The 18,511-nt window shown below is 66.8% G+C and carries 16 protein-coding genes and 1 tRNA gene; 6 read left to right on the forward strand and 11 right to left on the reverse strand.

What is annotated here, in order from left to right:
• Positions 1 to 61: 61 nt before the first annotated feature.
• From HCU76_RS30305 to HCU76_RS30335, 7 genes are all read right to left on the reverse strand, one after another.
• Positions 62 to 637: a YdeI/OmpD-associated family protein gene (locus HCU76_RS30305; RefSeq protein WP_218511312.1), complete on the reverse strand. Its 576-nt coding sequence runs from the start codon at positions 635 to 637 to the stop codon at positions 62 to 64.
• Between the two features lie 13 nt (positions 638 to 650).
• Positions 651 to 1,604, reverse strand: coding sequence for a phosphatidate cytidylyltransferase (locus tag HCU76_RS30310; protein ID WP_218511313.1), 954 nt, complete (start codon positions 1,602 to 1,604; stop codon positions 651 to 653).
• Positions 1,605 to 1,722: 118 nt separating this feature from the next.
• Positions 1,723 to 2,397, reverse strand: a complete 675-nt coding sequence (locus HCU76_RS30315; RefSeq protein ID WP_213957380.1) for a 1-acyl-sn-glycerol-3-phosphate acyltransferase — start codon at positions 2,395 to 2,397, stop codon at positions 1,723 to 1,725.
• A 37-nt stretch (positions 2,398 to 2,434) separates the two neighbouring features.
• The gene (locus HCU76_RS30320) at positions 2,435 to 2,869 is read right to left on the reverse strand and encodes a hypothetical protein (protein WP_213957379.1); all 435 of its coding nucleotides are present in this window, start codon (positions 2,867 to 2,869) and stop codon (positions 2,435 to 2,437) included.
• Between the two features lie 24 nt (positions 2,870 to 2,893).
• Positions 2,894 to 4,237 carry a phosphatase PAP2/dual specificity phosphatase family protein gene (locus tag HCU76_RS30325; protein WP_213957378.1) on the reverse strand — a complete coding sequence of 448 codons (1,344 nt, stop codon included), beginning with the start codon at positions 4,235 to 4,237 and terminating at the stop codon, positions 2,894 to 2,896.
• Entirely contained in the window at positions 4,234 to 5,994 is a 1,761-nt protein-coding gene (locus HCU76_RS30330; protein ID WP_213957377.1) for a bifunctional alpha/beta hydrolase/class I SAM-dependent methyltransferase, read from the reverse strand. The genes HCU76_RS30325 and HCU76_RS30330 overlap by 4 nt, the downstream gene beginning before the upstream one ends.
• 31 nt (positions 5,995 to 6,025) lie before the next feature.
• Positions 6,026 to 6,646, reverse strand: a complete 621-nt coding sequence (locus HCU76_RS30335) for a CDP-alcohol phosphatidyltransferase family protein (RefSeq protein WP_213957376.1) — start codon at positions 6,644 to 6,646, stop codon at positions 6,026 to 6,028.
• Between the two features lie 84 nt (positions 6,647 to 6,730).
• Between HCU76_RS30335 and ruvB the strand changes: the two genes are divergently transcribed.
• Together ruvB and HCU76_RS30345 are read left to right on the forward strand one after the other, a co-directional pair.
• On the forward strand, positions 6,731 to 7,786 hold the full coding sequence (gene ruvB / locus HCU76_RS30340) for a Holliday junction branch migration DNA helicase RuvB (RefSeq protein ID WP_213957375.1): 1,056 nt from the start codon (positions 6,731 to 6,733) through the stop codon (positions 7,784 to 7,786).
• A 155-nt stretch (positions 7,787 to 7,941) separates the two neighbouring features.
• Complete coding sequence (locus tag HCU76_RS30345; protein ID WP_256354587.1) at positions 7,942 to 8,187, forward strand: hypothetical protein; 246 nt, start codon at positions 7,942 to 7,944, stop codon at positions 8,185 to 8,187.
• On the opposite strand, the gene HCU76_RS30350 is transcribed toward HCU76_RS30345, so the two are convergent.
• Positions 8,172 to 9,905, reverse strand: coding sequence for a lysoplasmalogenase family protein (locus HCU76_RS30350; RefSeq protein WP_213957374.1), 1,734 nt, complete (start codon positions 9,903 to 9,905; stop codon positions 8,172 to 8,174). The two genes, HCU76_RS30345 and HCU76_RS30350, sit on opposite strands and share 16 nt — an antisense overlap.
• A gap of 95 nt (positions 9,906 to 10,000) precedes the next feature.
• Between HCU76_RS30350 and HCU76_RS30355 the strand changes: the two genes are divergently transcribed.
• Complete coding sequence (locus HCU76_RS30355) at positions 10,001 to 10,909, forward strand: UDP-2,3-diacylglucosamine diphosphatase (protein ID WP_213957373.1); 909 nt, start codon at positions 10,001 to 10,003, stop codon at positions 10,907 to 10,909.
• A gap of 177 nt (positions 10,910 to 11,086) precedes the next feature.
• Here the strand turns inward: HCU76_RS30355 and HCU76_RS30360 are convergent, their stop codons facing one another.
• Positions 11,087 to 12,415 carry an IS1182 family transposase gene (locus HCU76_RS30360; RefSeq protein ID WP_213957372.1) on the reverse strand — a complete coding sequence of 443 codons (1,329 nt, stop codon included), beginning with the start codon at positions 12,413 to 12,415 and terminating at the stop codon, positions 11,087 to 11,089.
• A 320-nt stretch (positions 12,416 to 12,735) separates the two neighbouring features.
• Between HCU76_RS30360 and HCU76_RS30365 the strand changes: the two genes are divergently transcribed.
• A complete protein-coding gene (locus HCU76_RS30365) occupies positions 12,736 to 15,519 on the forward strand; it encodes a glycosyltransferase (RefSeq protein WP_213957371.1) in 2,784 nt (927 codons plus the stop codon).
• 82 nt (positions 15,520 to 15,601) lie between these two features.
• On the opposite strand, the gene HCU76_RS30370 is transcribed toward HCU76_RS30365, so the two are convergent.
• Positions 15,602 to 16,132: a TIGR02281 family clan AA aspartic protease gene (locus HCU76_RS30370; RefSeq protein ID WP_213957370.1), complete on the reverse strand. Its 531-nt coding sequence runs from the start codon at positions 16,130 to 16,132 to the stop codon at positions 15,602 to 15,604.
• Between the two features lie 236 nt (positions 16,133 to 16,368).
• Positions 16,369 to 16,445, reverse strand: a tRNA-Met gene (locus tag HCU76_RS30375).
• A gap of 171 nt (positions 16,446 to 16,616) precedes the next feature.
• On the opposite strand from HCU76_RS30375, the gene HCU76_RS30380 reads away from it, so the two are divergent.
• Both HCU76_RS30380 and HCU76_RS30385 read left to right on the forward strand, forming a co-directional pair.
• Complete coding sequence (locus tag HCU76_RS30380; protein ID WP_213957369.1) at positions 16,617 to 17,294, forward strand: sigma-70 family RNA polymerase sigma factor; 678 nt, start codon at positions 16,617 to 16,619, stop codon at positions 17,292 to 17,294.
• The coding region (locus tag HCU76_RS30385) for a hypothetical protein (protein ID WP_218511314.1) at positions 17,291 to 18,511 on the forward strand (1,221 nt) is incomplete at its 3' end. The genes HCU76_RS30380 and HCU76_RS30385, both read left to right, overlap by 4 nt.

Genomic DNA, 18,511 nt, shown 5'->3' on the forward strand with positions numbered 1-18,511 from the left:
TGCTGCGGCTGTGCTGCTCGACCTGAGCTCGGCGCCCTCGCTACGAAATCTTCACGCTTCCTCACGGGTGCAACTTCTCGCCGCGAGCCAGCATCGCCACGAATTGCGCGACGCGCTTCGCCCGTGTTTCCGGTTTCTTCGCGGTCTGCGTACGGAACAGTACGGCGTAGCGATTGGTTGAATCGAGCGTGGCGAAGAAGTCCGCGGCGCGCGGTTCGGCCTCGAGCGCGGCTTGCAGGTCGGGCGGCACCGTCGATGTGCGGGCACCGTCGTAGGCCGCGTCCCATCGGCCGTCCGACTTCGCGCGGTCGATCTCGGCCAGGCCGGCGGGCTGCATGCGGCCTGCCCGCAACAGCTTCATGGCCTTGTCGCAATTGATCTTCGACCAGATGCTGCGCGACGACCGGGGCGTGAAGCGCTTGAGCCAATAGTGGTCGCCCTCGGACTGGCTGCGAGCGTCGATCCAGCCCTGGCACAGCGCGATGTCGAGCGCTTCGGCGTAGCTGAGGGTCTGGCGTTCGGCACCTTTCTTTGCGAGCCGCAGCCACGCGCCCGTCGACCTGGCATGGTTGCGCTGCAGCCAGGCCGCCCACTTCGCGGCGGTTGCGCATTCGAGGATGGGCTCTTCGGCGCGCACGGCGGGTCCAGCTTCAGGGCACCCACCAGTACCGCAGCACGTGGAAATAGATCGGCGCCGCGAAGATCACCGAATCGAGCCGGTCGAGCATGCCGCCGTGGCCTTCGATCATGGTGCCCCAGTCCTTGACGCCGCGGTCGCGCTTGATGGCCGACATGACGAGGCCGCCGAAGAAGCCCATCACGCAGATCGTCAGCGCCATCAATGCGGCCTGCCAGGGCGTGAACGGCGTGGCCCACGATAGCGCGGCGCCCAGGGCGGTGGCGCTGGCCACGCCGCCGATCAGGCCTTCCCAGGTCTTGGAGGGCGACAACTCGGGCGCGACCTTCCGCTTGCCGAAAAGCTTGCCCCACACGTACTGCAGCACGTCGCTGCCCTGCACCACGATCACGAGGAAGGCGATCAGCAACAGGTTGCGGTCTTCGAAGCCCGGTATCGGCAGGGTGAGCAAGGCCGGCACGTGGCTGATGCAGAACACGCACACCATCAGGCCCCACTGGATCTTCGAGGTGCGTTCCAGGAAACGCCGCGTGTCGCCGCCCATCGCCGCGAGGATGGGCAGCACGAGGAATGCATAGACGGGGATGAAGATCTCGTACAGGCCGTACCAGTCGATCCAGATCAGGAAATACTGCACCGGCAGCGCCACGAAGAAGGCGAGTGCGATCGCATGGTGGTCGCCGCGTCGCGTGTAGGCCAGGCTGATGAACTCGCGCAATGCATAGAACGAGATCAGATAGAACAGCACGATCACGCCGCCCTTGCCAAAGGCGAAGGCCAGGCCGATGACCGCGACCATCACCCACCACGCGTTGACGCGCGAGTTCAGGTTGTCGATGACGGCATTGGGCAACCCCTTGGCGACGCGCCACTTGAGCAGCGCACCGATGGCCGAGGCCACGATCAGGACGCAGGCCACGCCGCCGAAGAGGGTCAGCGTGGTCTGGGTGGAGGACGCGGTGTTCATTCGAAAGCCTTCGCGGTACGCGCCGGGGTACGAGGCCGGGCGGCACCACCTGCGATCCCGCGATCCATGCCAGTGCCTGCCGGATCGAAATCTCTCAAGAGGGTTGACACCGGATGTCTCATGCCGCCGCCTCTTCCCGGTCGTACTCCGGCCGCAGGTCCAGCATCGCGGCCCGTGCGCGCGCGATGAAGCTGTTCTTGTCCTCACCCTCGACGAGCGCGATCGGCGTGCCGTAGCGCACCGTGCAGGCCAGCGGAATCGGGACCAGCGTGCCCTTGGGCAGCACGCGTTTCAGGTTCTCGATCCACACCGGGACCAGCCGCACGTTGGGGCAGGCGCGCGCCAGGTGGTAGAGGCCGCTCTTGAGTGGCAACAGCACGTCGTCGCCCATGTTGCGCGTGCCTTCGGGGAACATGATGAGCGAGTCGCCGGCGTGCAGGGCATCGGCCATCTGCTGCACCGGATTGCTGCCGTCGGCGGAGCCATCGCGCTTGATCATCAGCGCGTTGAAGACCTGTTCGCCGACGAAGCGGCGACCGTTCGATGCGAGCCAGTAATCCTGCCCCGCCACCGGGCGCGTGATGGCGCGCAAGTCGGGCGGCAGCGTGGCCCAGAGCAGCACGAAGTCGCCATGGCTGGTGTGATTGGCGAAGTAGAGCGTCTGCTCGGCCTTGGGCGTGGCGCCGCTCCAGATGGCGCGCACGCCGGTGAGCAGCCTGGCGATGCCGACGATCAGCCACGCCGCGACGGCGGCCGCGAACTTGCGGCCTTCCCTTTGCACGGATGCGTTCATGTATCCCTCTCCCTTTGGTTCGTTGTCTTCTTGTGGTTCATTGCATGTCCTGCGTCAGCAAGGCCAGGAGGAACATCGCGGCTTGGCAGGCGACGGTGATGCCGTGCCGCTGCAGCAACTGGCGCGTGCCGAACACACGCTCGGCCAGCGCGCGCGAAGCATCGGGCAACTGGCGCACGCCGATGCGCCCCAATGCGCTGTCGAGTGCGCTCAGCGATGCGATGTTGCCGCGCGCGAGCCCCTCGAACAGGCCGGCGTCGAGCCGTAGCCGCAGTGCGAGGTAGCGCTCGAGCACGCCGATGATCGCGACGGCGCCAAAGCCCATGCAGGAGGTGAGCGAGAGCGAGCGTGCCGTGAGGGCGAGCACGCCGAGCGCAATGCCGCTCAGCGCCAGGCCGAGCGCCGCAATGCCGCCGGCAGCATGCAGCAGGCTCGCCGTGGTGGCGCAGAGGGCGCGGTCGTTGTCGTTCATCTCACGACGGTTCCGGATCGGGGGTCAAGCGTCATGCGTGTCGTTCTCGCTGATGGCCTGCGCAAGCGCGGTGCGCCAAGCCGGGCGCAGCACGATCTGCGGGCGCGTTTGTCGCACCAGTTCCTCCGCGTCGGCCAGCGCCTGCGCCACCTTGGCATCGCGCGCATGCGCGGCGATCCAGCCGACCAGGGACGCGGCGCTGCGCGAGAAGCCCAGCGCGCAGCAGATCCAGACCGTTCCGCCCGCGCGATGCTGGGCTTCGATGATGAGTGCGGCGCGGCGCAAGTGCTCGGGGGAGGGCACGACCAGGTCGAGCATCGGCAGGCAGTGCGCGCCGGCGCCGGAAGGCAACTGCAATTCGGCGCTGAGGCTGACCATGCGCGGCTTTCCGGCGGCCAGCCATTCCACGAAATCGGGAATGCGCCCGAGCCAGAGGCCCGGCAGGACTTCGGAAGAAGCCCGCATCCTGCGCGTCCAGATCATGGCGTTGAGCCCCGCCCCGGCGCGGTAGGGCAACAGCAGCCAGCGCGCTGCCCATGCCATGTGCCCCCGCGCGTTCATCTGGAACCCGCGTGCGCCGAAGCCGAGGTAGTTGAGTGCCACAAGCGCCAGCGAGGCGGCGGGCCAGCCGAGCCACAACGCACCGCCGCCGAGTAGCAAGGCAGCGGCCAGGCATGAGGCTGCGCCGATGGCGTAGATCGCGGCCAGCTTCCATCGTTGCGGGTCGCGTGCGAGGATCCACGCGCGTGGCATGGAGGGCACGCGTTCCAGCGGCCACAGCCAGACGCAGAACAGTCCCAGCAGGGCGCCCGTGGGAATGTCGATGAAGTGGTGTTGCCAGGTGGTCAGCACCGAGGCGCAGATGGCGAAGGTCCACAGGTGCAGCACCCCTCGCGCCCAGGAATTCTTCAACAGGCGCTGGTACCAGTCCCAGAGGATGACGGCCAGCGCGATGTGCAGCGACGGTGCCTGGTTGAAGGGCTTGTCGAAGCCGCGCAGCGCATCGAACAGGTAGGCCGGCGCGCCCTCGACCGGGGGCTGGCCGAAGCTGAATTGCAGCGGCCACAGCACGAAGCAGGTGACGGCAATGACGGTGGCGGTCAGCAGCCGCAGTGCATGCCGGTCGACCACATGCTTGCTGCGCCCGAAGAAGAGCGACAGCGCGTAGAAGACGTTGATGGTCCAGTACGGGAAGATCGTCCAGGGCCAGAACGGGATCTGCCGCTCCCATTCGAAAGCCGCAGTCGGCACATGGGTGCGTGTGGTGGCCCACCAGTTGGCGAAGCCGTAGGCGGCATAGAACAGCGGCCCGAGCAGCACGAGCCACGCCGCGGCGCGTTTCCAGGGGCGCGCGGCGTTGCGGCTCATGGCCCGGTCCGGACCGCCAGCGAGACGGTGAAGATGCCCCATTCGTCGACCCGCTGCGTGATCTTGCGGAAGCCGGCGGCCTCGACGAGCTGGTCCATCTCGGCCTGCGTGCGGCGGCGCATCACCCAGGCCTGGCCCTGGCGGTGGCTGGTGAGTGCCCGCGCGATCATCTCGAGCTGCGGATGCCACGGCTGGCCGGTGTAGACGAGGTAGCCGCCGTCTTCCACCGCATCGCCGACGCCGGCCAGCGAGCGGCAGACCATCTCGTTGTCGGGGAACAGCTCGTACAGGCCCGACACCACGGCCAGCGTCGGGCGTGGCGTGACGCTGGCCAGGCTCAGGCGGTCGAACGCATCGGCCTGCACGAACTGCGCGATGTCCTGAAGTCCCTTCTCGGCAATGAGCGCGCGGCCGTCCCGCACATTGATGTCGCTGTAGTCGCGCAGCAGGACCGAGGCGACCTTGACCGGGCTCGCCGCCACCGCGTCCAGCACATAGCGGCCGTGGCCGGCGGCGATGTCCATGAGCCGCACGTCGCGATGCTTCGCGGCCAGGCGCTCCATGGCCTCGCGCAGCAGTTCCTCGACGTGGATCTTGCGCTGGCGGATGCCGCGCCAGCCGATGGACTGCAGGTAGGTCTTGTCGATGTTGCGGCCGAGCGGTCCCTTGCCCTGGGGCGTGTTGCGGTAGACGTAATCCAGCGTGCTGCCGGAATCGAAGCCCGTCTGGTGGCCGAGCGCGACGCCGCTCGACAGCGTGCCGCCCAGGCGCAGGCCGGCGCGCGTCAGCGCCCAGTACGCGCCACGCGGCGACATCGGGGACAGGGGCTGGGCCAGCGCGCGCGATTCGTCGGCGGTGTCGCCGCGCAGGTGAGCGTCCTGGCGGTCGACGCGCATCGGCGGCTGGTCGAACAACTGCAGCACGAAGGCGCGGATGGCGGCGACAGCCGGTGCGCGGTCTTTCTCGCCGAGCGTGTCGTGGAAGAAGCCGGGCAGTTCCATCTTCGTCTTGGTGGCGCTGCCGAGGCGCTTGAAGAATTCATGCTGCGGCTTGTGGTGCACCACCCAGTCGGCGCCGGAGATCAACAGTTGCACCGGCTGCGTGATCGCGTTGGCATCGGCCACGATGCGGTCGGCCGCTTCGTAGAGGCCGAGCAGGATGTTCACTGCGATGGGGCGGGAGATCAGCGGGTCTGCTTCGTAGCTGGCGATGCGTTCCGGGTCGTGCGTGAGGAACCTGGCCTTGACGTAGCTGTTGACGAAGAACAGGCCGCGCAGCTTGTGCATCAGGCCCAGCCCGGCGCGCGCGAAGGGCACGTACAACTTGACCTTGAAGGCCGGCGAGGCGAGCGTGAGGCCGCGCACCCTGGGCGCGTAGTCGTGCGCCCAGGTGGCGACCAGCACGGCGCCCACGCTTTGCGCGATCACATGGATGTCTTGCGGCGGCACGCCGTAGGCCTGGCCGATGTGGTCGATGAAGGTCTGCACATCGCGCACCGAGGTGGCGAAGCTGGGGCTGTAGCCCCGCTGTCCAGGCGACTTGCCGTAGCCGCGCGCGTCCCAGGCGTAGAAGTCGAATTCGGGCAGGTCGAGTTCATCGACCAGATGCGCCATGCGGGCGCCATGTTCATGGCCGCGGTGGAACAGGACGATGGCCCCGCGGCGCACTGTGCCGGTGGCCGGCCAGCGACGGTAGAAAAGGGAGACGCCATCGTGCGTCGCGAAGTGCTGCTCCTGGGCAGCGCGTGGGGTGGTCATCTTGTTGTGCTGGAGCGGGCGGGCCGGATTCTCATGGTTTTGCTTGCGGTGAGGCGGGCTCGGCCAGTGCACGGCGGACGCGATTCGCGATGGTCCACGCGACGCCCGCGGCAAGCAAGGGCATAAGCCACGACAACGGCTGGGGCATGGGCCAGCCGAGCGCCACGTAGAGGCCCAGCACACCAAAGACGAAGGCCCGGTCGCTCTTGCCCAGCGGGCCGTCGTAGCGGCGCGAGGCACCGACCGTCGGGCCGAGCGCGCCGGCGAATTCGCTCAGGCCTGCGAGCACGATCACCGTGCCGACCCAGAACGGGCTGAACGGCGCGACGAGCGCGAAGGGCAGGTACAGCGCCGCGTCGGAGATCACGTCGGTCAGTTCGTTGAGGAAGGCGCCGAGCCGGGATTGCTGGTTGTGCTCGCGCGCCAGCATGCCGTCGATGGCGTTGAAGGCCATGCGGATCAGCATCCACATCGGCACCAGCGCGAACGCGGCTGCGGCAGGTCGCGCGAAAAAAAGCCAGAGTCCCAGCGCGACGGAGATGGCGCAAGCGATCAGCGTGACCTGGTTGGCCGTGGCGCCCGATGCGCGCAGGCGTACCACCAGCGGGCGCAGCAGGGCCTGAAAACGCGGTTTCAGTTCATAGATCGACACGCAGCATTCCCATCCTCTCCCTTATTGGAACGGCATTCTGCCAGCCAGTCATCTGGCTAAACTGCCGGATCCGCCCTATGCCTTATGACCATCCAGACCGATGATTTCGCCCCAGCCCCGCAACGCGTGGTCTCCGCCGCCCCGGCTTCGCCGAACGAGGAGGCGATCGAGCGGGCGCTGCGGCCCAAGCTGCTGCAGGAGTACGTCGGCCAGGCCAAGGTGCGGGAGCAACTGGAGATCTTCATCGGCGCGGCACGCAAGCGCGAAGAGGCGCTGGACCATGTGCTGCTGTTCGGCCCGCCCGGGCTGGGCAAGACCACGCTGAGCCACATCATCGCGGCCGAACTGGGCGTGAACCTGCGCCAGACCTCGGGCCCGGTGCTCGAGAAGCCCAAGGACCTGGCGGCGCTGCTCACCAATCTCGAGCGCAACGACGTGCTCTTCATCGACGAGATCCACCGCCTGAGCCCGGTGGTCGAGGAAATCCTCTATCCCGCGCTGGAGGACTACCAGATCGACATCATGATCGGCGAGGGCCCGGCCGCGCGCAGCATCAAGCTCGACCTGCAGCCGTTCACGCTGGTGGGCGCCACCACGCGCGCCGGCATGCTGACCAACCCGTTGCGGGACCGCTTCGGCATCGTGGCTCGGCTGGAGTTCTACACGGCCGAGGAACTGGCGCACATCGTGCGACGCAGCGCCGGGCTGCTCAAGGTGGCGATGGACGAGGCCGGCGGCTTCGAGATCGCACGCCGTTCGCGCGGCACGCCGCGCATTGCCAACCGGCTGCTGCGGCGCGTGCGCGATTACGCGGAGGTGAAGGGCGACGGCCGCATCACCGAGGACATCGCGCACAAGGCGCTGGCGATGCTGGACGTCGATCCGCAAGGCTTCGACCTGATGGACCGGAAGTTGCTCGAAGCGGTGATCCATCGCTTCGACGGCGGCCCGGTCGGGCTCGACAACGTGGCGGCCAGCATCGGCGAGGAGCGCGAGACCATCGAGGACGTGATCGAGCCGTACCTGATCCAGCAGGGTTACCTGCAGCGGACGCCGCGCGGGCGGATTGCGACGCTGGCGGCGTACCGGCACCTGGGAGTCGCGCCGCCTTCCCGAGACGGCGACATGTTCGGGGCCTGAACCCATGCACACCCACGATCTGGGCGCCTGGCGCCGCGACCATCGCTTCACCGACGACAAATGCGCGCCGAGCGGGGCACGCGGCTGGCGATGTGGATCACCTCGCCGCGCTGATCGGCGGCTGGCTCTAGGGCTGGGCCTGGCTCGATCGCGAGATGGGCGACCCCGTGGTCGACGAGATCCGCGAGGGCATCGAGCCCACGCTCGCTGCCAGGGAGACGCGCGTGGCCGACCTGCATGTCTGGCGCGTCGGCCGCGGCGCCTATGTCTGCGCCGTCGCCGCGGTCACGCACTCACCGACCTTGAGCGCGGACGAGGTGCGGGCCTGCTTCTCGATGCACGAGGAGATCCGGCATTCCACAGTGGAGATCCAGCGCTGCCCCGATCAAGCGGCCGGCTGAGACACGGGTCGCGCGTGCCGCACGATCAGCATCTGCGCCGCGTAATACGTCGCCAGCACCCACAGTGAGGCCAGCGGTAGCGGGGTGACGAAGCGATTCATCGCCAGCAGCGCGTCGCTGAGCATGAAGAAGCAGGCGCCGACCGCGACCCAGCGCGCCGCCGCATCGGCGGTCACCGTCGCGCGCCCGATCGCCTGCGCCGCCATGCAGGCAATGACGATCACATAGAGACCGACCGGCGCACGCAACGCAACAGGCAATCCGCCAAACCAGAGCACCGCATACATCGCGGCGCCGACGGCCAGCGTGGCCGCGAGCGCGACCCGCCGCGGGAACAGGCCGACCCCCATGCGAAACAGCGCGATGTACGCCAGGTGCGCGAGCAGGAAGCACACGAGGCCGGGCACGAAGAACTGCGGCCACATCAGCAGCACGTCACCGGCCAGCGATGCGACCAGGCCGGCGATCAACCAGGCATGAAACCTGGTCACAACGCCCTCCCGCGGGGCGCGGACGATCACGAACGCAATCAACAGCAGCAAGGCCATCGGCTTGAAGACCACATGCAGCCCGTCCAGTGCCAGCACGCCGCTCGCAGCCGCCAATGCGGCAGCTTCGACGTACAACACTTCCAGCACGCTCAACCGCGCCTGCAGCACGCCGCCGATCGCCCACAGCGCGGCCGTCAGGGCGGCCAGCCACACGGCGCTGCGCTCCAGCGGCATGGCATCCGAAACCCAGAGGAAGCTCGCCACCCCACCCAGCAACAGCAGAAACTGTGCCCCCGCGAACCACAGCACGCCGCGCGACACGGGCGGCTCGTAGCGCGTCACTTGCGCGATGTCGAAGTCGCTCTTCGGAAAGCGCGCCGCCACGTCCGCCGGTCGCCAGCCCGGCGGCTTGATCCACACGCGCAGCTTGTCGGCCCAACTGTGCGCATGCCACGAATCCTTCGCGAGCGACCAGTACACCTCCGCATTGGCCCACAGCGGGTCCCAGCTCTGCAGCGGGCTGCGCGTGCCGTAGACGCAGCGCTCGCCTTCCTCCTTGAAGCTGCCGAACAGACGGTCCCACACGATGAGGATGCCGCCGTAGTTGCGGTCGACATACTCGTCATTGACGGCATGGTGCACCCGATGGTTGGACGGCGAGCAGAACCAGCGGTCGAACCAGCCAAGCTTGCCGACCTGCTCGGTGTGCACCCAGAACTGGTAGAGCAGGTCGACCAGCGCCACCACGCCGAACACCAGCGGCGGCACGCCCGCCACCGCCATCGGCAGGTAGAACACCCAGCCGAGCAGCGCGCCGCTCGATGTCTGGCGCAGCGCGGTCGAAAGGTTGTAGTGCTGGCTCTGGTGGTGCACCACATGCGCGGCCCAGAGGATGGCCGACTCGTGCCCCATGCGGTGCAGCCAGTAGTAGCAGAGGTCGTAGAACACCAGCGCCAGCAGCCAGCCGTACCACTGCATCCAGAAGTCCGCGTCGAACAAGGCCACGGACGAGTAGACAGCCGTGTAGATGCCGATGCGCAGCAGCCCGGTCAGCACCGTCGTGATCTGGCTCAGCATGCCCAGGCCGATGCTGTTGACCGCATCGGCCAGCCGGTAGGTGTCCTGCCCGGTGCCGCGCCGCGCCCGCACGCGGCCCACGGCAAACTCGATCGCAATCAGCAGGAAGAAGACAGGGGTCGCAAGAACGATGATCTGGCCGGGTCGCATAGGCCGGGATTGTCGTGTGGCCGAATGCCCACGGTCACGCGGGTGTCACCCCATTGCCATGGCGTCGTCACGCCGTCCTGCGAACCTACCCGTCCATGCAAAGAGAAGACGCATTCCTGCGCGCATGGCGCGACACCCCCGACCTCGACAGCGACGCGGCGACCCGCCCGCGCCAGCGCTATCGCACGCTGTGGATCTCCGACCTGCACCTGGGCACGCCCGGCTGCCAGGCCCGCGCTCTGCTCGACTTCCTCAAGCACACCGAGTGCGACACGCTGTTCCTCGTCGGCGACATCATCGATGGCTGGCAACTGCGCCGCCACTGGTACTGGCCTCAGGCGCACAACGACGTGGTGCAGAAGCTATTGCGCAAGGCCCGCAACGGCACCCGCGTGATCTTCATTCCCGGCAACCATGACGAGTTTGCGCGCAAGTACCTCAACCACAACTTCGGCGGCATCGAGGTGGCCGAGGAATGGATCCACGAGACCGCCGACGGTCGCAAGCTGTGGATCATCCATGGCGACCTGTTCGACGGCGTCATCCAGTGCGCCAAGTGGCTGGCGCATGTGGGCGACTCGCTCTATGAATTCACGCTCAAGCTGAACCGGCACCTCAACTCGCTGCGCGCGCGCATGGGCTTGCCGTATTGGTCGTTGTCGAACTACCTCAAGCAGAAGGTGAAGCGCGCGGTGAGCTATGTTGGCGACTTCGAGACCGCCGTGGCGCGCGAGGCGCGCAAGCGGGGCGTGCAGGGCGTGGTCTGTGGGCACATCCACCATGCGGAGATGCGCGACATCGACGGCATCCTCTATTGCAACGACGGTGACTGGGTCGAGAGCCTGACGGCGCTGGCCGAGCAGGCCGATGGCGCGCTGGAGGTCATCCGCTGGGCGGAGCACATGGCGCTCGGTGCGGGGGAGTCGGTGCCCGCGCGGCGTCGGAGCGCAGGGTCGCCTGAAAGGGCGCTGGCTGGCCCGCATACGCCGGGTCAAGCGTTTTAGAGGCTCCTAGGAGTCCGCGCGGCAGAACGTTTTGATGCCGGCGATGGCGCGCGATTTATGTCGCCACGAAGTGGCCCTTCAACTCAATGACTCCAGCGCCCCAACGCAAGCGTTGATGCGACTGTCGAGTCGCCCTGATGTTCTTGTCTGCGAGTGCCTTTGGGCCTTCGATGCCTCTTAGGCAGCGCGCAATGCGCACATCCTCCTCAGATTCAGCGCCATGCACACGAGCTTGAACTCGGCTTCGACCTTCTTCAGCCCCCGCACGCTGAACTGCCGGAAGCCCAGCACGCTCTTGATCCACCCGTTGGGCGCCTCCACGATCCACTTCCTCTTTCGGTACGCCGCCTGTGTTTCTGGCGTCTTGAACTTGGCTTCCATCGCCGCGGTGCGTGGGTACTTTTCGGCGTCGATCGCCACCGCCTGCTTACCCTCCCGGCCCAATGCCACGATCAGCTCGCTCGCTCCATCCTTGAACTGCTCGAACACGGCCTCCGAGCGGAACCCGGCATCGGCCAGAACCTGCCGGGCATCCTCGCCCAGGTTGGCCTTCACGCCCGCCAGCATCGCCGGCAGTCGCTCACCATCGGACGCGTTGTTGGTGAGCTCTGCGACCACCACGATCTGCGCCGTCTCGTCCACCGCGATGTGGGCGTTGTAGCTGTAGTCGTAGCCCCCGCCCGCGCGTTTCATGACGCGACTGTCCGGATCGGTGAAGCTCTCCTGGGCGCTGTCCTTGGGAACGCCGAAGTCGCGACTGAATTGCCTGCCTCGCTTGGGCTTGCCATCCTTGTCTCGGGGCTTGCGCTCATCGTCCTTGCTGCGCCCGCGGGCCGCATCGGCTTCTCGCTGGCGTTGCTCCAGCCGCAGCTTGGCCGCGGTGATCGCGGCCAGCCGGTCAGTCCTGCGTTTGATCTCGCCGGGAATGTCCAGATCGGGCTCGTTTTTCTCCAGGTCGTCGGCCGCCTTGGCGCGATTGAGCAGGCCCTCGATCTGCGCCTTGAGTTCGGCCTCGGCCTTGACCATGCGGTCATAGCTCATGGCCTTGTGACGGCTCGCATTCGCCTTGAGCTTGGTGCCGTCCACGGCCACCGTGCCCAGCTTGACCAGGCCGCACTCGCGCGCCAGGCGCACCACCTGCACGAACAGGGCGGCCAGTTCCTCCAGGTGCAGCGCCCGGAAGTCCGAGAGCGTGCGATGCGCGGGGTAGTTGTCTGCGGCCAGCACGCGCAGCGCAAGGTCTTCATGGAGCTTGGCCGCCAGCTTGCGCGAGCTGAAGGTGCCCGTCGCGTAGCCGTAGATGAGCACCTTGACCATCATGGCTGGGTGGAACGGCTGGTTGCGCGGGCCGCCCTTGGCATACCGGGCGTGGAACGCGCTCAGATCAAGACTGTCGACGCTGTCGCTGATGAAATACGCCAAGTGCCCTTCGGGCAACCAGTCTTGCAGTGCATCGGGAAGCAGTCGTTGCTGCTGCGGCTCATAGGGCAGGTAGCTTGCGGGCATGGGATCGCAATCTACCAAGCCATCACGCGTTCGTCACGCTTCTGCCGCGCGGACTCCTAGCCGGCCCCAATCGGGCGCTCTCTCGCGCCCGCCCAGTGCATCGGTTCCGAGGCTTGCGTCGACGATAGGGCGCGGCAAGTCTGGCCTGAACCCAAATTCCCTTTCCAGTGCGCCCCGTCGCTTCTGCGGCCTGCATTTGTAAACGAGAATTGCCGGCTCAGGGAGGCAGAGCGGCGCCACATTTGCCTTGCTGTTTCTGGATTGCCAGTGATCCGCAGCCGGCATGCACGACGCTTGCGGATCGAGTCAGGGAGAGAACAATGAAATTGCTCGACAGGGCATCGCTGATCGAGCCTGCGCGCTTGGTCTGGCCGTGCGCGTGGGTCGGCCACATACCTTTCGCATCGTGGGTCGTTGGTGCATTACGCCCTTCCGTGCTTGTGGAGCTCGGGCTCCGATCCGGCAACGCCTTCAACACTTTTTGTCAGGCTGTCGCGGAACAGGCGCTATCGACGCGTACCTTTGCGGTGCCCAAGGGGGACGCGCAGGCGCTGACGCGGTTGCGCGACGGCAGCGTCGATCTGCTCCATATCGGTCGATTGCACGCCAGTGACGAGGCCTTGGTTTCGTTCGAGGCATGGTTGCCCAAGTTGTCCGACCGCAGCGTCGTGTTGTTGAGCAACATTGAAGTTCGTCGTTCCAACGCCGGAGCGTCCAGGCTATGGGAAGAACTGCTTGCGCGATTCCCGGGCTTTGCTTTCACGCACGCCAACGGGCTGGGCGTGCTGCTGGTCGGTGCGCGAGTGCCTGAACCGCTTCGGGAACTGGCTGAAGGCGTCGGGGCCGCCGAGGCGCTCGACCACGCGCAAGAAATTTTCGAGATATTGGGGCAGCGACTGGAACAGCAGGCGGCAATGCAGGGAGGCAGCCAGCGATTGGCGAACCCCGCGCCCGACATCGTCGATGCGCTGATCGAACAGGCCGCCTTGCTGGACGAAAAACTCGCGATCCGCGACGCAGAGGTGCGAATGTTGACCGACCAGCGAGATGCGCAGGCGGCACAGGTCGCAGCGCTTCGACGCAGTGGTTCCTGGCGCATCACCGCGCCCGTACGGCTCGCAGGATTGATCGCACGCGGCCGCTTTCGCGATGCCGGGCAACGCCTGAAAGGCTGGCGATCCAGAGCGCGAGGGGCGGCGCGCGGCATGGTCGAGCGCATACGAGGCCGGATGATTCTCGCAGCCGGGACAAGGGCCGACGACGCCTTCAATCGGGCCGCATCCGATGCGCTCGTCGATGAGCGCAACGAGTTGACCTCGGGGCCTGTATTCGCCGATCCGATGACGGCCCCCGCGCCAGCGGAATGGCCGCGCGTGGACATGAGCGTCGTGACGTTCAACAGCAAGCGCTGGATCGACAGTTTTGTCGACAGCCTGGAGGCGCTCGACTATCCAAAAGTCCGGATCCATCTGCGATTCGTCGACAACCAGTCGACCGATGGCACTCCGTGCAGATTGCAGGAGGTGTTCCCGCGCCTGCGGCATCTCGGCATGACGGTCGACTTGATCGAGCGCCCCAACCTTGGCTTCGGGGCCGGGCACAATGCCGGCCTCGCGGGCGGCTCGGCGGAGTTCTGCCTGGTGGCGAACATCGACCTCGAGTTTGTGCCTGATGCGCTGTCTCGCGTCGTCGCGATGGCGGCAGCCGACGCCGCGCGCGCCGTCGCGTGGGAGTTCAGGCAGAAGCCATACGAGCACCCCAAGGTCTACGATCCTGTGACCGGAACGACCACGTGGAACAGCCATGCGTGTGTGTTGTTGCGCCGGAGCGCGTTCGATGCGGCGGGAGGCTACGACCCTGCACTGTTCATGTATGGCGAGGACGTGGAGTTGTCGTATCGCTTGAGGCAGCGGGGCGGCTTGCTTCGCTACTGCCCGGCAGCAGTGGTCATGCACTACAGCTACGAGTCGGCGGGCCAGGTCAAGCCGCTGCAGTTCACGGGCAGCACTTTTGCCAGCCTCTACCTTCGCGTGAAGTACGGCAGCCGCGAAAGCCTGCGCCACGTGCCCGGCATGGGACTCGCCCTGTTGGCAATGACCCAAACCTTCCCGGGCGCGCGACGCGCCGTGTTCAAGAACCTCCTGCGTCTGCTGGCCAGGGCGCCCACAGTGCTGTGTCAACGCAAGGCCAGCCAATGCGCATTCCCGTTTCGCGGATGGGACTACGAGCGGGTGCGCGATGGCGCTTTCGTTGAATCGGGACCGCTGCCAGCCAATCGCCCGCTAGTGAGCGTCATCACGCGAACCTATCGCGGTCGAGACCGATTTCTCCGCCAGGCCATGCTGTCGGTCGCACACCAGACCTATCCGGAGATCGAGCATGTCGTCGTGGAGGACGGTTCGGAGTCGCTGCGCTCGATCGTCGATGAGGTGGCAAGCGTGACTGGACGCACGATTCGCTATTTCGCGATCGGCAAGGCGGGGCGGTCAGCGGCAGGCAATGCGGGGCTTGCGGCAGCGCGAGGGCGCTGGTGTGTGTTTCTCGACGATGACGATCTGCTGTTCGCAGACCACGTCGAAGTGCTTGCGCAGGCACTGGGCGAGGCGCCCGGCGCCGTAGCCGCTTATTCCCCGGCGATAGAGGTGCTGACCCACTATCCATCCTCCCCATCGGAGCACTATCGTGAGGCTGCATATGTGATGCATCCGGCACATCGGCAGCCATTCGATGGCCGGGCCCTGCGCAACTACAACTACATCGCAATCCAGTCGCTCTTGTTCGAGCGCAGGCTTTACCTCGAGCGCGGGGGATTTGAACTAGATCTGGACGCGCTGGAAGACTGGGTGCTGTGGAATCTCTACGCCTGTCGAAACACGTTTGCCTATGTCCCGAAGGCAACCTCGCTCTATCGCGTCCCGGCCGATGAAGCGATTCGCAACCGGCGCAACGATAGCTTCGTTGCTACCCATGCGGGGGCAAGCGAACGCATTGCGATGCGGTTGCTGGAAGTCAGTCGCAGCGCCCTCCGAAGGCAGATGTGGCGGGAAGTGGCACAAGTCTCGCCGCGCGAAGCAACCCTCTCGGACGACTTGGCTGCATCGTGAGTATTCGGTGTAATTTCCCGTTCGCCGTGCCGGATCGGGTGAACCGTTTTGAATGTTTTTCGTCGCCTCCCTGGCGCCAGTGTCAGTCAGTCCTGTTTCGAATCACCATCTGCTTGCCGTTCATCGTGATCTCGAAGTGCGACAGGAAACTCTGCCCGAGCAGGACGTCGTTGCCCAGGCCGATTGTGCCCACAGCGACCTTGACGCCGTTGGGCACGCCGAGCGACCCCGCCATCACATTGACGCCTTCGACGACGCGGCTGGCCTGGACACCGTTGGCGGTCTGGAACTGTACCGGCGCGCCTCCTTGCAGGTTGGCGCGACGCGCGAGGTCGTCCGAGATGCCGACGAAGGTTGCGCCGGTGTCCACCAGGAATACCGCGGGCTGGCCGTTGACCGTGCCCCGCACCCGATAGTGGCCATCGTCATCGACCGGCACCGTCATCGCCGAGGGCTGCTTCGTCGACGACTTGCCCAGCCCGGTATCCCTGCACCCCCGCTGCCGCGCGATATGCGGGTCGTTGATGAATTCGTTCCCGCACCGCCAGATCCGCTCCTGGGCGGACGCCGAGCCTGCGCACGCCAGCGCAAGGGCCCAAAGCAAATACTTCATGGTTCTTCTTCTGAAACACCAACTGACTGCTGTCCGTGTGAGCCGGACGACCATCGCGTGTGCTCGCTGCCCCGGGTGCCCGACCCAGTGACGTGCAGGCGACGCGCTCCCTTGCCTGCAACAGTTTAAGGGTTTTGTGACGTTTACTTACGAAAAAGCTTGGACCGGCCGGCGCGCCGGTGGTCGAGACCCATGCAAAAAGCCCGCTACCAAATGGATAGCGGGCTTTTGTTGGATGGTGGCTCTTCACGGATTCGAACCGCGGACCTGTGGATTATGATTCCATCGCTCTAACCGACTGAGCTAAAGAGCCGAGCCTCGCATTATAGCCCGACTTTGCAGCCCCTTTTGGGTCGATGCGGCTTTGGCTCTCGAGCCCGGAGGGGAGCCTGCCCGGACGGCTTGTGCTGGGGATCGCTTGTTACAAATATCCGCAGCCCCGACCGGTCCCGCCGTCCGTACAAGGCCGGGTGAGAATCACTTCATGCCACCGGTCTCCTCCGTCCGTGCCGAAAACACCGAAAACGCCCCCAGCGCCGATGCCCCGGTGCCGGACGACCAGTTGATGCTTGCCTACGTCGGTGGCGACCGGACCGCGTTCGATGCGTTGTACGCCCGCCACGAGAGCGGGCTGTACCGGTTCGTGCGCCGCTTGATGGGCGTGCGCCTGTCCTCGGAGGTCGACGAGGTGTTCCAGGAAACCTGGGAGCGGATCGTCAAGGCGCGGGCGAGTTTTTCGCCGGAGCGCGCCAGCTGGCGGACCTGGGCCTTCACCCTCGCGCACAACCTGGCAATGGATCGCCTCCGCCTGAGCGGCCGCGAGGTGTCGTTCTATGCCCACGACGAGGACGGCGACGGGCTGGAGGCGGGCGTATTGTTCAGCCGCGGCGTGCTGCGCGCCGATGCTGCGCAGCATCCATCCACCGAGGACATTGCCTTCTGGCGCGCGGCCGGTCGCCGCCTGCTGGCCTGCCTGGACGAACTGCCAGACGAACAACGCGCCGCCTTCCTGCTGCAGCAGGAGGAGGGCTTCACCATCGAGGCGATGTCCCTCAGCCTGGACGTCGGCTTCGAGACCGTGCGCAGCCGGTTGCGCTACGGCTTGCAGAAACTGCGCGTCTGCATGGAGCGCTACCTGTCTGCACTGGGGCGCGCGACATGAACGACAAGTACGCCATGCCCGAGGACGACGACCTGCCCGATCCGGCACTGCGCCGTGCGCTTGAAAACGCGCCGGACCATGCCGCCGTGCCCGGTTTCCACCTGCGCAGGACCATTCGCCAGATGGCGCACGAGGCCGTCGGGCCGAGCGACGCGGAGGTGACCGAGTCGCTGGACCGGTCCTGGTGGCGCCAACTGCTCGGCTTGGGCGCACCCGCCAAATCCCGTGGGCCATGGCGCGCGGCCTTCGCGACGGTGCTGGTCGCCGTCCTCGTGGGTGTGCTGTGGCAGCGTCAGCCCGTGCCGGGCCCGCAGCTCGACAGCCAGGCGCCCACAGCCCCGTCCTTGAGTACTGTCGCGCCCGCTACCCCTGCTGCCCCCGCCGCACCTGCAGCCGCAAAGGACGAGCCCAGCGCGCCAGCGGCGGATGCGTCCGCCAGCGCAGGTGGATCGCAAATCGCATTGCCGCCGACCATGTCTCCGGCGCGTGAATTGCCGCCGGAGCAGCCCCCGGCGCGCCTGGCATTTCCGCAGCCGACAGCGCGCGACATCGAGATCGAGGCCGCCTTGAGAAAGGCGCAGGAGGCGGAGCGCGAGGCGCAGGAAATTGCCAGCAAGGCGGTGCCGATCCCCTTCCCCGGAACCGGCGCTGCTCGCCCACCCAGCCCCTCGCCGGTCGCGCCGCCGACCACCGGGTCCCGGCGCGCGGACGAACGCGCGCTTTCCGGTGCGGCGCCTGCGGCCGCTGCGGACCGCCGCAATGCGCGCACACGCGACGAATTCGCGGCCGCCGCGCCAGCGCCAACGCCGCCAGCAGCCATGGCGCCCCCACCGCTACAGGCCGGCGCATCGAAGCAGGCCATGTCCCCATCTGGGGCGGCTCCCAATGCTGCAGCGAGCATCGCTCCCGGGGCCGCCCCATCGTCGCCGGTGCGCACGGAGGCCGGCGAGCCGCCGACCTTCGCGGCGCTGGGCCAGTGGACCCGCATGACGGTGATCGGCCCGCATGGCGAGAGCCGGACCTACACGCGCGGCGAAGCGGGCGAACTCGGCACGCTGATGGGGTCCGCAGCATTGGCAGCCGTGGGGCCGCAGCCCCTGCGCAACAAGGTGGAATGGCGCGTCATGCTGGAGCGCAATGGCAAGCCGCTGGCGCAGTTCGAACTGGCGCGTGGCGAGGTGCGCTGGCGCGAGGGCGGATCGGCGCCGGCCACCGGC

It is taken from the genome of Variovorax sp. dw_308 (assembly GCF_019207085.1).
Lineage (GTDB): Bacteria > Pseudomonadota > Gammaproteobacteria > Burkholderiales > Burkholderiaceae_C > Variovorax.